Source organism: Syntrophaceae bacterium, assembly GCA_013177825.1.
In the GTDB taxonomy this organism is placed as follows: domain Bacteria; phylum Desulfobacterota; class Syntrophia; order Syntrophales; family PHBD01; genus PHBD01.
Map to the genome: position 1 here is coordinate 12,952 of JABLXX010000011.1, position 12,590 is coordinate 25,541.

General features: G+C 63.0%; 15 protein-coding genes. 3 read left to right on the forward strand and 12 right to left on the reverse strand.

Annotation, left to right across the window (positions count from 1 at the left end; all coding sequences use genetic code 11):
• Positions 1 to 6: 6 nt before the first annotated feature.
• From HPY65_17320 to HPY65_17375, 12 genes are all read right to left on the reverse strand, one after another.
• Complete coding sequence (locus tag HPY65_17320; GenBank protein ID NPU86242.1) at positions 7 to 558, reverse strand: shikimate kinase; 552 nt, start codon at positions 556 to 558, stop codon at positions 7 to 9.
• A complete protein-coding gene (gene aroA, locus HPY65_17325) occupies positions 555 to 1,820 on the reverse strand; it encodes a 3-phosphoshikimate 1-carboxyvinyltransferase (GenBank protein NPU86243.1) in 1,266 nt (421 codons plus the stop codon). Before aroA ends, HPY65_17320 begins: the two co-directional genes overlap by 4 nt.
• Entirely contained in the window at positions 1,807 to 2,625 is an 819-nt protein-coding gene (gene aroE / locus HPY65_17330) for a shikimate dehydrogenase (protein ID NPU86244.1), read from the reverse strand. Before aroE ends, aroA begins: the two co-directional genes overlap by 14 nt.
• On the reverse strand, positions 2,612 to 3,313 hold the full coding sequence (locus HPY65_17335; GenBank protein ID NPU86245.1) for a type I 3-dehydroquinate dehydratase: 702 nt from the start codon (positions 3,311 to 3,313) through the stop codon (positions 2,612 to 2,614). The genes aroE and HPY65_17335 overlap by 14 nt, the downstream gene beginning before the upstream one ends.
• The gene (pheA, locus tag HPY65_17340; protein NPU86246.1) at positions 3,310 to 4,410 is read right to left on the reverse strand and encodes a prephenate dehydratase; all 1,101 of its coding nucleotides are present in this window, start codon (positions 4,408 to 4,410) and stop codon (positions 3,310 to 3,312) included. The genes HPY65_17335 and pheA overlap by 4 nt, the downstream gene beginning before the upstream one ends.
• On the reverse strand, positions 4,407 to 5,501 hold the full coding sequence (gene aroB, locus HPY65_17345; protein NPU86247.1) for a 3-dehydroquinate synthase: 1,095 nt from the start codon (positions 5,499 to 5,501) through the stop codon (positions 4,407 to 4,409). The genes pheA and aroB overlap by 4 nt, the downstream gene beginning before the upstream one ends.
• Complete coding sequence (gene aroF / locus HPY65_17350; protein ID NPU86248.1) at positions 5,498 to 6,526, reverse strand: 3-deoxy-7-phosphoheptulonate synthase; 1,029 nt, start codon at positions 6,524 to 6,526, stop codon at positions 5,498 to 5,500. Before aroF ends, aroB begins: the two co-directional genes overlap by 4 nt.
• A gap of 365 nt (positions 6,527 to 6,891) precedes the next feature.
• A complete protein-coding gene (gene ade / locus HPY65_17355; protein ID NPU86249.1) occupies positions 6,892 to 8,595 on the reverse strand; it encodes an adenine deaminase in 1,704 nt (567 codons plus the stop codon).
• A gap of 38 nt (positions 8,596 to 8,633) precedes the next feature.
• Positions 8,634 to 8,960, reverse strand: coding sequence for an SdpI family protein (locus HPY65_17360; GenBank protein ID NPU86250.1), 327 nt, complete (start codon positions 8,958 to 8,960; stop codon positions 8,634 to 8,636).
• Positions 8,961 to 9,017: 57 nt separating this feature from the next.
• Positions 9,018 to 9,809, reverse strand: coding sequence for a TPM domain-containing protein (locus HPY65_17365; protein NPU86251.1), 792 nt, complete (start codon positions 9,807 to 9,809; stop codon positions 9,018 to 9,020).
• A 68-nt stretch (positions 9,810 to 9,877) separates the two neighbouring features.
• Positions 9,878 to 10,441: a nitroreductase family protein gene (locus HPY65_17370; GenBank protein ID NPU86252.1), complete on the reverse strand. Its 564-nt coding sequence runs from the start codon at positions 10,439 to 10,441 to the stop codon at positions 9,878 to 9,880.
• 11 nt (positions 10,442 to 10,452) lie between these two features.
• Positions 10,453 to 10,827, reverse strand: coding sequence for a hypothetical protein (locus tag HPY65_17375; protein ID NPU86253.1), 375 nt, complete (start codon positions 10,825 to 10,827; stop codon positions 10,453 to 10,455).
• Positions 10,828 to 11,138: 311 nt separating this feature from the next.
• On the opposite strand from HPY65_17375, the gene HPY65_17380 reads away from it, so the two are divergent.
• From HPY65_17380 to HPY65_17390, 3 genes are all read left to right on the forward strand, one after another.
• Positions 11,139 to 11,339, forward strand: coding sequence for a cold-shock protein (locus HPY65_17380; GenBank protein ID NPU86254.1), 201 nt, complete (start codon positions 11,139 to 11,141; stop codon positions 11,337 to 11,339).
• A gap of 208 nt (positions 11,340 to 11,547) precedes the next feature.
• Positions 11,548 to 12,270 (forward strand): AzlC family ABC transporter permease, encoded by a 723-nt coding sequence (locus tag HPY65_17385; protein ID NPU86255.1) that lies wholly within the window; start codon positions 11,548 to 11,550, stop codon positions 12,268 to 12,270.
• Complete coding sequence (locus HPY65_17390; GenBank protein ID NPU86256.1) at positions 12,255 to 12,587, forward strand: AzlD domain-containing protein; 333 nt, start codon at positions 12,255 to 12,257, stop codon at positions 12,585 to 12,587. Before HPY65_17385 ends, HPY65_17390 begins: the two co-directional genes overlap by 16 nt.
• Positions 12,588 to 12,590 lie beyond the last annotated feature (3 nt).

The following is a 12,590-nucleotide window of genomic DNA, read 5'->3' on the forward strand; positions in this document are numbered from 1 at the left end:
CCCCTTTTAACCTCCCGATTGCGGGCAGGCTTCCCGAATGGAAAGCCGCCGCCCAGCGTATTCTGCAATCATTTCAGCCACCTCGGCGGCGGAGCGTTGGGACGTGTCGATAGCCAGGTCCGCCACGAGGCGATAGACGGGAAGTCGTTCCCGGAGCAGCCGTTCCACTTCCTCCCGGCCGCTGCCCTCCGTCAACGGAGGCCGCTGCTCAACCGTCTTTCCGTCGGTAGCCAGCCGCTCCAGGATGACGTCGGTTCCGGCAGTCAGCCAGACGAAAAATCCGTCCGCTTCAAGGGCTTCCACGTTCGCCCGGTCCAGAACGGCTCCGCCCCCCAGGGCGACGACGCTTCGCTCTTCCGGCAGTTCCGCGATGACCCGGCGCTCCAGGGTTCGAAACTCTTCCCAGCCTCCGTCGTCGACGATCTGCCGGACAGTCCGTCCCGCGCTCTCCTCGATCAGCCTATCCGTATCAAGAAAAGGCAGCCCCAGCCGCTCCGCCAGCAACCGGCCGACAATGCTCTTGCCGCAGCCGCGGTATCCCACGAGGACGATCCTCATGCGTTCAGGCCCTCCATCAGCTCCCAGAAACGGGGAAATGATTTGGCGACGCACCGCTCGTTCCGGATCGCCATTCCCGGCACGGCCAGCCCCAGGACAGCGAAGCTCATGGCGATTCGGTGGTCGTTGTAGGTCTCGATCTCGGCGCCCCGGGGCCGTCCCCCTTCGATGACGAGGCCGTCGGGCCTCTCTTCGGCGGAGATGCCGGTCTTCCTCAACTCCGCCGCCAGGGCGGCCAGGCGGTTGCTTTCCTTCACCCGCAGGTGCGCGACCCCGGTAATCGCCGTGCGTCCGGGCCGCAGGGCCGCAAGCACAGCCAGGGTCGGAACCATGTCGGGCATGTCGGTGAGATCGAAAACCCGGTCCCCCACCGCCAGATCGCCGCCTGCGACCTCCACTTCGTTTTCTCCGCGCCGGACCGTGCATCCCAGTTCCTCCAGGATGTCCAGGAGACCGATGTCGCCCTGCCGCGTATGCGGGTTGATGCGGCCGACGCGGACGGCTCCTCGGGTGACCGCCGCCGCCAGGAAAAAATAGGAGGCGCTGGACACGTCCCCCTCCACTTGATAGGTCCTTCCGGCATAGTGCTGCCCGTGGGGAACGACGAACGTGCGCCCGTCGTCCCGGCGGACCTCGACGCCGAACTGCCGCATCGCTTCCACCGTGACGTCCACATACGGGAGCGATGGGACATGCCCTTCCAAGACCACGGTCACGTCCGCGGAAGCGTAGGGGGCGCTGATGAGGAGGGACGAAACGTACTGGCTGCTATCCAGATCCTTCAACACGACCCGTCCGCCCGGCAGGCCGCGGCCCCGGACCGTGACGGGGGGACACCCCCGGTCCCCATCGGTTGCGATGTCGACGCCCAGCGCGACCAGGGCCTCCCGGAGCGGGCCGACGGGGCGCTCGCAAAGGCGGCGGTCCCCTGTCAGCGTGAAGGTCCCGTTCCCGAGGGCGACCACGGAGGTCAGGAGCCGCATGGCCGTTCCGTTGTTTCCCAGGAAAAGCGCACTCCCGGGGGGGGTAAGCATCCCCCCCGTGCCGGTGACAACCAGGTCCTCCCCTTCCCACCGGATCCCGGTTCCGAGGGAGCGAAGGGCCTGTACGAGGCGCACGGAGTCCTCCGCATCCAGGGCGTTCCGTAGAACGGACCGTCCCCCCGCCAGGGCGGCCATGATCAGGGCCCGCTGGGTATAGCTCTTCGATCCCGGAGCTGCGACGACGGCCCGGAGAGGGCCGGTGGGTTCAATGCGTTTCATCGTTTTCAAGCTCCTTTTCCACGATCCGTCGCATGGTCTCCCGGGGCGGCTCCAGGCCCGTCCAGAGGCGGATCTGCTCCGCTCCCTGGTTCACGAACATGCCGACCCCCGACCGGACGGAGCATCCCACAGCCTCCGCTTCCCGGAGCAGCCTGGTTCGGAGGGGCCGGTAGACCAGGTCCACCACGCGGGGAATCCGCGCGAGCAGGGCCGCGTCCACCGGCGTATTCTTCACGTCCGGCACCATCCCGACCGGGGTGGCGTTGATCAGGCACCCCGCTTCGATCCTGACCAGATCCCCCGGCGGACAGGAAACGCAGTCGAAGGCGGCGGCCAGGGCCTCGCGGCCGGCAGTCGACCGCCCGACCACGACGGGCCGTCCGCCTTCCAGAATGACGGCATAGACGGCGGCGCGGGCCGCCCCGCCGGTTCCCAGGACCGCGACGGTCTTCCCGCGGACGTCCATCCATTCGTGGAGATCGCGGGCCAGACCGGAACCGTCGGTGTTGTGCCCGATCCAGCGACCGTTGCGGCGACAGATCGTGTTGACCGCGCCGATCGCGAGGGCGTCGCCGGCCACCTCGTCGAGAAAGGGAATCACGGCCGTCTTGAAGGGGATCGTCACGGCGATGCCCTTCACATCCGTTTCGAGGATTTCCCCCATGGCCGCTTCCAGGTCCGTCACGCAGAGGGTCTCGAAGCGGGCGTCGATCCCCAATTCCCGGTATGCCCCGTTGTGCATCTGCGGGGACAGGCTCTGGCGGACGGGGTTCCCGATCAGAACAAAACGATCAACGGTCCTCATCCGCAACTCCCCCTCCCAGCAGCCGGAGCAGCCGCCGCATCTCCCCGACGCTCAGCTGACCGGGCGCCGTCTCTTCGCCCTCTTCCAGGGAGGCATACGTCAGAAAGGAACCCAACTGCGGCGCCATGACCCTGCTGATCCGCCCCGCCTCACCCATGCAGAAGGCGATCATCCGCTGCCCGCATTCCCGTGCCCGAGGCAAAAGGTTGAGAATCCGGAGGTTGTCTTCCGGCCGGTTTGCCAGGGAAACCAGCTTGATCACCGGCGCGCCCTCGCCCATCAGGCCCTTCAGAAGGTCCGCCAGCACTTTCTCTCCGGGGGTTCCCGCCGGCAGGTGGCAGGACAGGATCACCTTAGCGGCATGGCCGTTCCCGGCAATGAAATCGATGAGATCATTCCGCAGGGACGGTTCGGTCCTCGCTTCCATGTCCACGTAGTCCGCTCCCAGGGCGGCGGCCTCCATCAAACGCGCGATCCGGCGGTCTTCCGGCCCATCGAAGCGCCCTCCTTCCTCCCGATGCCGGTTCGTGACAACGATCTTTCCCGCCTTCGCGGCCAAAAGCTTCGGCAGGTCCGGATCGGCCATGCCGTCGAGCCGCAGTTCCACGATTCCGGCCATGGCATAGGCCCGCTTCATTTTTTTCAGAGCCGCCTCCGTCGAGGCGGCGTTCACGGGAATGCAGATCACGGCTGTTCATCCCCCCGTGGATAGGACCCGAGAATCTTCAAAAAAGCGGTCCGTTTCGCCAGTTCTTCCAGGCACTTCTTCGGCTTGGCCTCCTCCCGGTGTCCGGCAAAATCGGCGAAGAATAGATATTCCCACATCCGGTCGCGCGCCGGATAGGATTCGATCCGGGTCAGGTTCACCCCCTCCGCCGCAAAAGGCGCGAGGGCCTCGTGGAGCGCACCCGGCTGGTGGGCCGTTCCGAAGAGGATGGAGGTCTTGTCGCGGCCCGTCGGTGCGGCAGTGGCCTTTTCCGCTTTCCCCTCCGTTCCCAGAACCAGAAAGCGGGTCGTGTTCAGAGGGCTGTCCTCGATCCCCTCGGCCAGCAGGCGGAGTTCCACCGCGTCGGCGGCGAGGCGGCTCGCAATGGCGGCACCCGCCGGGTCTTCCAGAACCTTCCGCGCGGCCGTAGCCGTGCTTTCCGTCTCCACAAGCACCGCCCGGGGCAGGTTCCTCCGGAGCCAGCCCCGGCACTGGGCCAGGGCCTGGGGATGGGAGTAGACCCGCTCGATCCGGTCCGTCTCCTCCCCCCCGGAAACGAGGCAGTGGCGGATCCGCCCGTAGACCTCCGCCCGGATCGTGAGGGGCGTGGCCAGCAGGCCGTCCAGGGTCGACTTGACGGACCCTTCGGCGGAATTCTCGACCGGAACGATTCCCCAGTCCGCCGCTCCCCGCTCCACCACGTCGAAGACGGCGGCGATCGTTGCCTGGGGCCGGAGCAGGGCACCCTGCCCGAAGTGCCGAAGGGCCGCCTGGTGGCTGAAGGAGGTCTCCGGTCCGAGGAAGGCCACGGCGACGGGAGCCTGCAGGGCCCGGGAGGCCGAAAGGATCTCCCGGTAGATCGCCCGGATGGCCTCGTCCGGCAGAGGGCCCTCGTTCATCTCCTCGAGGTAGCGGTATACCTGGCTTTCCTGAGCCGGGTCGTAGATCTCCCATCCTTCGAGACGCTTGAGACGGCCGATCTCCACGGCCAGGGACGCCCGCTCGTTCAGGAGGCGGACCATGGCGGCGTCCTTCTCCTTCACCAGGGTGCGCAGGGTCTGCAGGCTGCTCTTGCTCATACCGTCAGCGCCTCAACCGTCTCCGCCACGGTCTTTTCCGGAACGCCCCCGTTCAGGAAGGGAATCCCGAGTTTCTTCAGGAGGACGAAATGAATGACCGTTCCCGTTTTCTTCTTGTCCGCTTTCAGGTGGCTCAGGATCTTCTCCCGGGAAATCCCGCCGGGAATCGCAGTGGGCAGTCCCACGCCTTCCAGCACCGCCACGAGCCGCTGCCGATCCTCCGCCGGCAGGTATCCCAGCCTCTCCGACAGGACGGCCCCCGCCGCCATGCCGATGGAGACGGACTCCCCGTGGGACAGGGCATAATCCGACGCTGCCTCCACGGCGTGTCCGACAGTGTGGCCGAAATTCAGGATGCGGCGGAGCCCCTTTTCCTTCTCGTCGATCTCCACGATGCTCTTCTTGATCCGGCAGGAGGCGGCGATGACCTCTTCCAGCAGGGCGGGGTCCCTGTTTTCCGCTTTTCCCAGTCCTTCCGCCACCCGGTCCAGGAGTTCCGGCTGCTCGATGGCGCCGTATTTGACGATTTCCGCCATCCCGTCCCGGTATCCCCGCTCGGTCAGCGTGTCCAGAAAGGCCGTGTCGATGAACACGCCCAGGGGCTGGTAGAACGTCCCCAGGAGGTTCTTTCCCGCCGCCGTATCGACACCGGTCTTCCCGCCGATGCTGCTGTCCACCTGGGCCATCAGCGTCGTCGGGACCTGGACGCAGGGAATCCCGCGCATGTAAATGGAGGCCAGGAATCCGGTCAGATCCCCCACGACTCCGCCCCCCAGGGCGATCAGGGCGGAGGAGCGGTCGGCACCGAGGGCGGTCAGCCGCTCCGCCGTTTCCAGAACCGTCCGGATGTCCTTTGACACCTCTCCCGGTGGGATCAGAAGCCGTTCCACCTTCAGCCCCAGTCTCTGCAGAACGTCGGCGACCCGTTCGCCGTGCAGGGCATCCACAGTGGCGTCGGTGACGATGACATACCGCTTCACCCCGGCGTTTTTGGCCAGGATCAGTCCCATCCGGTCCAGAATGTCGCGTCCGATGTGAACGTCATAGGAATTCGACGTCTTGTGTTCGAGATGCACCCGGATCCGGTTCATGACCGCACCCTCATCCCGTTGTTCATGAAGGACGAAAGCCGCCGGATCTCCTCCATCAGCTCGTAGAACGACTCCGGCCGGAGCGACTGGGGTCCGTCGCAGACGGCCTTCTCCGGCTCCGGGTGCATCTCCACGATCACCCCGTCGGCTCCCACGGCGACGGCAGCCCGGCAGAGGGGGATCACGTATTTCGAATAGCCGGAGGCGTGGCTCGGATCGACAATCACCGGCAGGTGGGTCAGCTCCTTGAGAACGGGAACCGCGCTGATGTCGAGGGTGTTTCTCGTCGCCGTTTCGAAGGTCCGGATCCCCCTCTCGCAGAGGATCACCTCTTCGTTTCCCTCCGAGAGGATGTATTCGGCCGACATGAGCAGTTCCTCGATGGTGGTCATCATCCCCCGCTTCAGAAGGATCGGCTTCCGGGCCTTTCCGACCTTCTTCAGGAGCGCGAAGTTCTGGACGTTCCGGGCTCCGACCTGCAGGATGTCGGAGTATTCTTCCACCAAGTCCACGTCGGTGGGACTCATGACTTCCGTTACGACGGGAAGGCCCGTCCGCTCCCGGACCAGCTTCAGGAGTTTCAGCCCCTCCTTTTCCATGCCCTGGAAGCTGTAGGGCGACGTTCGGGGCTTGAAGGCTCCGCCTCTCAGAATGTCCGCCCCCCCTTTCCGGGCAATGTATGCCGACTCCAGGAGCTGCTCCTCGCTCTCGACGGTGCAGGGGCCGGCCATGACCACGAATTTCGGACCGCCCACGACGACCTCGCCGACGCGGATCTGCGTGTTTTCCTCCCGGAATTCCCGGCTGGCCAGCTTGTAAGGTTTGAGGATCGGCACAATCTTCTCGACGCCGGGCAGGTATTCGGCCGCTTTCAGCTGGGCCTTGCCCCGGTCGTCGCCGATGGCGCCGATGATCGTTCTCTCCACGCCCCTGGAGAGGTGCGTTTGGAAGCCGACCGATTCGACCCAGGTTGTGACGTGATCGATCTGTCCTTCCGTCGCATTTTTTTTCATCAGGATGATCATGGTTCGCTGCCTCCGTAATAAAAAGGCCGTGGAGCGTCGACACCGCCACGGCCCAAACAAAAAAGCCATGGGCGGCGCCTTTCGGACTGCCCATGGCTTGTTTTGGCTTGATTTGGTTTTCCTTACCTCCTCCCAAGCGCCAGGCAGACCTGTGGGCCGAAATAATAAAAACCAAACCAGTAAGTCAGATTCAGTTTCGGCTCCATGTCGGTTCTGCCTTTTCCTTTCCTTCTTCGCTCAAGAGGGTGCGAGAAAAACACACGGCCAATCTTCTTGTCAAGAAAATATTTTCGGGGCATCGGTCAGGAGCCTGTCCCGGGCCTTACCCGCAAAGGGTTTCGTGGAATCAGCCGTGGACGCCCCGGTCAATCGGACGCATCCCCCGTGAAGAGGTCCAGGAACCGGAAGGCCCGGCCGTCGAAGAGCCCCCGGTCGCTGAGCTTCAAGTCCGGAATCACCAGGAGCGCCAGGAAAGACTGGGCCATGAAGGGTGCCCGGAGCCGCGAGCCCATCTCTTTCGCCTTGCGCGTCATGGCTTCATACTTGCGGGCCACACCGTATCCATCCTCCGTCGTCATGAGCCCCGCCACGGGAAGGGGGAGGACGTCTTCGCTCTCTCCGTCGGCCAGGGCAAGTCCGCCCCGGCTCCGGATCACCAGGTTGGCGGCCCGGGCCATGGCCTCGTCGGTCGCCCCTACGACAACAACATTGTGCGAATCGTGAGCCACCGAAGAGGCGATGGCGCCCCGCTTCAGGCCGAAATTCCGGACGAACCCCAGGGCCGGCGGCATGTCCTGGTAGCGGTTGATGACGGCGACCTTCAGGACGTCCTTTTCAGGATCCGCGACGGCATAACCGCCGGCGGCACGGACCCGCTCCCGGCTCCGGCCGGTGATCACCTGGCCGTCCAGGGTGTCGATGACGTGGACGTACGGCCCCCGGATCGGGACGGCGAAATCCGCCGGTCTCTTCTCCCCGGCCCGGAAATGGTTCATGACCTCAACCGGCAGGGTCTCAAGGAGACTTCGCCCTTCTTTCGCCACCAGGCGCCCGTCCACATAGGTCTCAAGCACCCGGAAGCCGTCTCCCAGGCCGTCCAGGACGACCAGGTCGGCGGGATCGCCGGGCTGCAGGAGTCCCACCCGGAGACCGTAATGGCGGACCGGGTGGAGGGTGGCGCACTTAAGGACCGTCATCCGGTCATATCCCAGGCGGAAGGCCTTCCGCACCATGGCGTCCATGTGCTCCTCCGCCAGGTCGTCGGGGTGCCTGTCGTCGCTGCAGAACATGCAGGAGCCGGGGTTTTCTCCGAGCAGCGGATGGAGGGTGTCGAAATTGTTCGCCGCGGATCCCCAGCGGATCTGCACCTTCATCCCGAGCCGGACCTTCTGCCGCCCCTCCTCCAGCATGTATGTTTCATGGTCGGTCGTGATGCCCGCGGCGGCATACTGCTCCAGGTCCGCACCCATCAATCCCGGCGCATGGCCGTCGATGGGCTTTCCCCGCCGTTTCGCCGCCCGGAGCTTGGCCATGACTTCCGGATCCCGGGCGATGACGCCTGGATAGTTCATGACTTCGCTCAGGTACATGATCTCGGGCATATCCAGCAGCGTCTCGACCTCCTGCAGATCGAGGCTGGCCCCGGCGGTCTCGAAGGCCGTGGCTGGCACGCAGGGGGAGGCCCCGAAGTGGAATTTGAAGGGCACGCGGCGGCCGTTTTCGATCATGAACCGGACGCCGACGACACCCAGAACATTTGCGATTTCGTGGGGATCCGAAACGGTGGCGGTCGTCCCGTGAACCACCGCCAGCCGGGCGAACTCCGAGGGAACCAGCATGGAGCTCTCGATGTGAACGTGGGCGTCCACGAACCCCGGGACGAGATAGCGGGCATAGGTCCCGCTGTCGCGGACGATCCCGGCGATCCGGCCGCCCCGGACGACGACCGTCCCGGGATAAATCTCGGCTCGGACGACATCGACGACGTTGCCGGAGAGGACCGTGTCTCCTGCTTCGACGGCCGAAGGGAATGAGGGATTCGCAGCGGCGTGATCTCGGGTTATGTTCATCCGGTCAATAAACTCCCCGTGTCATTGCACATGCCGCCCTACAGCGTTCTGGCGAACAGGAACGTCAGCACAATCGGGACACCGATGGACAGAAAGCCGATGTTGGCAATGGTCATGACATTTTGAGGCTGCACGTACAGGCAGGCGATTCCGAAGACGGCCAGAACGACCGACCAGAGCATCAGGACCCCGGCCCCGTATCGATTGATCGCATACCAGTTCTCCTCGGATTCGAAGGCCTGTGATATTCGAAAGCCGTAGACGGAATTCCTCTTTATCTTGCCGAGATAAAGAGGGAGCGAAACCAGGATGAGCACGATGCCGACGGCGAGCAGCGTAAGGGCGGTCTTTTCATTGACGGTCATCAGGAGCCTCCTCTCTCTTGCGACGACCTGTAAACGGGAAAACGGGTCATCCAATCATCAGTCGTCGGTGCTGCATTCGGCTCCGCCGCCACCGCTGTCGCCTCCGTCAAACCCGCCGCTGTCGCTGCTGCCGGAATCGCTGCTGCCGGAGTCGCCCGAACTGAAACTGCTGGTCGAGCTGATCGGCTCGTAGCGGTTGTCCGAGCCGACCATGCGCCGGCCGCCCTTTTTGATCATGACAATCAGGAAGACGATCAGGCCGATGATACCGAATACAATGAACGTGGCCACAATAAAGACCGTGTGGGGGCTGACCGGGGGCTTCTTCGGGGTCGGCTTCACGCCCCCGGATGCCTTTGCGTCTTCCTCGATCACCCGGGAAACGGAAAGGAGGGCGTTTTCAAGCCCCGTTCCATAATCCTTCTTCTTCAGGTGGGGCGCCACGTCGCGGCGCAAGATTTCGCCGACTTTGCCGTCCGGCAGGATGCCTTCCACGCCATAGCCGGTCTCGATGCGGATTTTCTTTTCCTTCTGGGCGAAAAAGATGAGGACGCCCTTGTTCTCTCCCTTCTTCCCGACGCCCCAGGCGCGGTAGAGGCGGTTGACGTAGTCGGACAGGTAGTTCTCCCCGATCGTCGGCATCGTGACGACCACGACGGACGTCCCCGTCGTATTCAGCACCTGCCTCGCCTTCGCTTCCATCCGCTGTTCCACGTCCGGGGGAATGAGGTCGGCGAAGTCGTTGATCTGCCCCCGGTGGGCGGGGAATTCGTCCGACCCGGGAACGGAAGAAGCAAGCAGCCCGAAGAGCAAAACGACCAGCAGAGCGCCGAAAAGATGCTTTCTCATGATCGCTCCTTTTTTTTAGAAGAGCCGCGGCTGCCCGCCGCCGCTTCCGGTCTGTCGCAGGCCCTTTTTTAGACACTCTTGAGGATCTCGGGCGCGTGACGCTCCGTAGCCGCAGGAATCTCCTCCGGGTAGCCGATGGCAATAGGGGCCACGATCCGGCAGTCCCCTGGGACACCGATCTCGGCGAGGAGCCCCCCGTCCCTGATGTTCGCCCCCATTCCGATCCAGCAAGTTCCGAGGCCCCTCGCCGCAGCACCGAACATGAAGTATGCCGCTGTCAGGCCGATGTCCACATCGAGGGACCGGACGCTCTTCGGACCGATGAAATAGACCACGCACGGGGCATTGTAAAAGCAGTTGAACGACTCGTCCCGGAGGACGGCCTCGTAGCGTCTCATGGGTGAATCCGGATTACCGGCCAGGTCGGCCAGGAAGTTCCTTCGGCTCTCGTCGGAGAGCCGTTTCAGGAGGTCCTTCTTCCGGATGACGATGAACTTCACCGGCTGGTTATTGCTCGCCGTGGGCGCCAGACAGGTTTCTTCGAGGATTTCCCCGAGGAGAGACGGATCGACCTCCCGATCCAGGTAATCGCGGATCGAGCGTCGGTTTCGGAGCAGGGTCGCATAATCCATGACCGTACTCCTTACGGCCCGACTCGGTGCAGGGACCAGTTTCCCATGACAGGCTGGAAGACGGTCCCCCAGGTTCCGTTCATCGTCTTCCCGTCGCTCGAAACGGTGAAGGCATGGTAGTGGTTGTATGTACCGGGCTTGTCTGTGTTGGCGTGATGCAGGTAGTACTCGACCCGATTGCCCTGGATCGACCCCTGGCCGTACCAGGTCACAATGCCGGAGCCGCCCCGGTACGTGCACATGACCTGGATGTTGCCGCCCTCCTGGAGGAAGATCATTGTCTGGCCGTCGTTCTTCCAGATGCCGTTGATGTCGGCGGCATACGATGCCGACGCCAGGCCGAGGAACGAGGCGCAAACCGCCGCCCAAAGGACCGCTTTCTTCATGGGGAATACTCCTTTCCATGGTCTCGATGTACGCTGTATAGCGCAGCACGACTGAAGATGCCACCAAAACGAAACTTCCTGAAAATATTTAAAAATAAACCTTGCATTTCCATCAGCGGTCCTGTAGGGTATCTGACAGTCGATATATAGTATCTGTTTGTAGCTCACAAATTGCAGAAAGAGTCGACCGCACAGACCACCGAAATGGAACGTGCGGTTTTTTGTTTGCGCAAACAGGAAAAAAGCCGATTGTAATCGGCAAAAAATCAAAAGGTTCCCTGAAGGAACCAAACAAAAAAGGAGCAGTAAAGATGTCCGAAGGAAAAGTGAAGTGGTTCAATGATTCGAAGGGTTTTGGCTTCATCGAGCAAGACGGGGGGAAAGACGTTTTCGTACATCATTCCGCCATCCAGGCAGAGGGCTTCAAGTCCCTGGCCGAGGGTGATCGGGTGAGCTTTGATGTTGTTGCCGGCCCCAAAGGTCCGGCAGCGGAAAATGTTCGCAAGCTGTAAGAACTGAGGTACACCTCGCATTCAAAAGCTCCCCCGTCCCGGGGGAGCTTTTTTGTTTGCTGAAAAACCACCCATCCCCCTGCCGCACCCAATCTTCCGTTGACATACCGGATTGTTCCCCGTATAGTCGCCGAACGAGAAATTCCAAATAAAACTAAATGATTCGCGCGATTTCTCTCGACGAATCCACGTTCCCCGGTTCTCCCGGATGCACATATCTTCTCCCATGAATTCTTCCCGCTTCGAATTCTTTTCCGGCGTTCGCGCCCAGTTGCCGCTCCTGCTCGGCGTCGTTCCCTTCGGATTGATCTACGGCGCCCTCGCCGTCCAGGTAGGCGTGCCCGCAACGGTCGCCCAGGCCATGTCGTCGGTGATCTTCGCGGGATCGGCGCAATTCATCGCGGCGCCGCTCATCGTCGCCTCCACGCCCCCGCTGGTCCTCATTCTCACCGTTTTCGTCGTGAATCTGCGCCACCTGCTGTACAGCGCATCGGTCGCACCGTTCCTCGAACACCTGTCTCCTTCCTGGAAGGCGCTCCTCTCGTACCTGCTGACCGACGAGGCCTACGCGGTCAGCATCGCGCATTTCCACCAGGCGGGCGACGGGGCGAAACGGCACTGGTTCCTGTTCGGCGCGGGCCTTACACTCTGGGCGTCCTGGCAGTTGAGCACCGCCATCGGTATCTTTATCGGTGCGCGTGTGCCGCCCGAGTGGTCCCTCGACTTCGCTCTGCCGCTGACGTTCATTGCGATCGTGGTGCCCATGATAAAGAACCGCGCCCACGTGACAGCCGCTCTCGTGGCCGCCGTCAGCGGGGTTGTCGCCTTCATGCTTCCGTACAAACTGGCTTATATCGTCGCTTCGATGGCGGGCATTGCGGTGGGAATGGCAGTTTTCACATGGATGGAAAAACGATGGATGCAACGCTGACCATATGGGCGGCCATCGCCGCCTGCGGGATCGTCACGTTCCTTACGCGTCTGTCCTTCATCGCCATTCACGGCCGCGTAAACATGCCGCAGTGGTTTCAGCGCATGCTGACCTTCGTGCCGGTCGCGGTCCTGTCGGCCATCACGCTGCCCGAGATCATGATCCAGAACGGCGCGGTCAACCTGTCTCCGCTGAATCCGAAACTGCTGGCGGGGATTGTCGCCGTTTTCGTGGCCTGGCGCACGAAGAATGTCTGGGCGACGATCGCCGTCGGAATGGCGGCGATGTGGGGATTCCGGCTTTTCACAGGGGCATGAAGG

Coding starts and splice junctions, on each gene's coding strand:
- HPY65_17320 (NPU86242.1), bottom strand. CDS start 558: ATGAGGATCGTCCTCGTGGGATACCGCGGCTGCGGCAAGAGCATTGTC.
- aroA (NPU86243.1), bottom strand. CDS start 1,820: ATGAAACGCATTGAACCCACCGGCCCTCTCCGGGCCGTCGTCGCAGCT.
- aroE (NPU86244.1), bottom strand. CDS start 2,625: ATGAGGACCGTTGATCGTTTTGTTCTGATCGGGAACCCCGTCCGCCAG.
- pheA (NPU86246.1), bottom strand. CDS start 4,410: ATGAGCAAGAGCAGCCTGCAGACCCTGCGCACCCTGGTGAAGGAGAAG.
- aroB (NPU86247.1), bottom strand. CDS start 5,501: ATGAACCGGATCCGGGTGCATCTCGAACACAAGACGTCGAATTCCTAT.
- aroF (NPU86248.1), bottom strand. CDS start 6,526: ATGATCATCCTGATGAAAAAAAATGCGACGGAAGGACAGATCGATCAC.
- ade (NPU86249.1), bottom strand. CDS start 8,595: ATGAACATAACCCGAGATCACGCCGCTGCGAATCCCTCATTCCCTTCG.
- HPY65_17360 (NPU86250.1), bottom strand. CDS start 8,960: ATGACCGTCAATGAAAAGACCGCCCTTACGCTGCTCGCCGTCGGCATC.
- HPY65_17365 (NPU86251.1), bottom strand. CDS start 9,809: ATGAGAAAGCATCTTTTCGGCGCTCTGCTGGTCGTTTTGCTCTTCGGG.
- HPY65_17370 (NPU86252.1), bottom strand. CDS start 10,441: ATGGATTATGCGACCCTGCTCCGAAACCGACGCTCGATCCGCGATTAC.
- HPY65_17375 (NPU86253.1), bottom strand. CDS start 10,827: ATGAAGAAAGCGGTCCTTTGGGCGGCGGTTTGCGCCTCGTTCCTCGGC.
- HPY65_17380 (NPU86254.1), top strand. CDS start 11,139: ATGTCCGAAGGAAAAGTGAAGTGGTTCAATGATTCGAAGGGTTTTGGC.
- HPY65_17385 (NPU86255.1), top strand. CDS start 11,548: ATGCACATATCTTCTCCCATGAATTCTTCCCGCTTCGAATTCTTTTCC.
- HPY65_17390 (NPU86256.1), top strand. CDS start 12,255: ATGGATGCAACGCTGACCATATGGGCGGCCATCGCCGCCTGCGGGATC.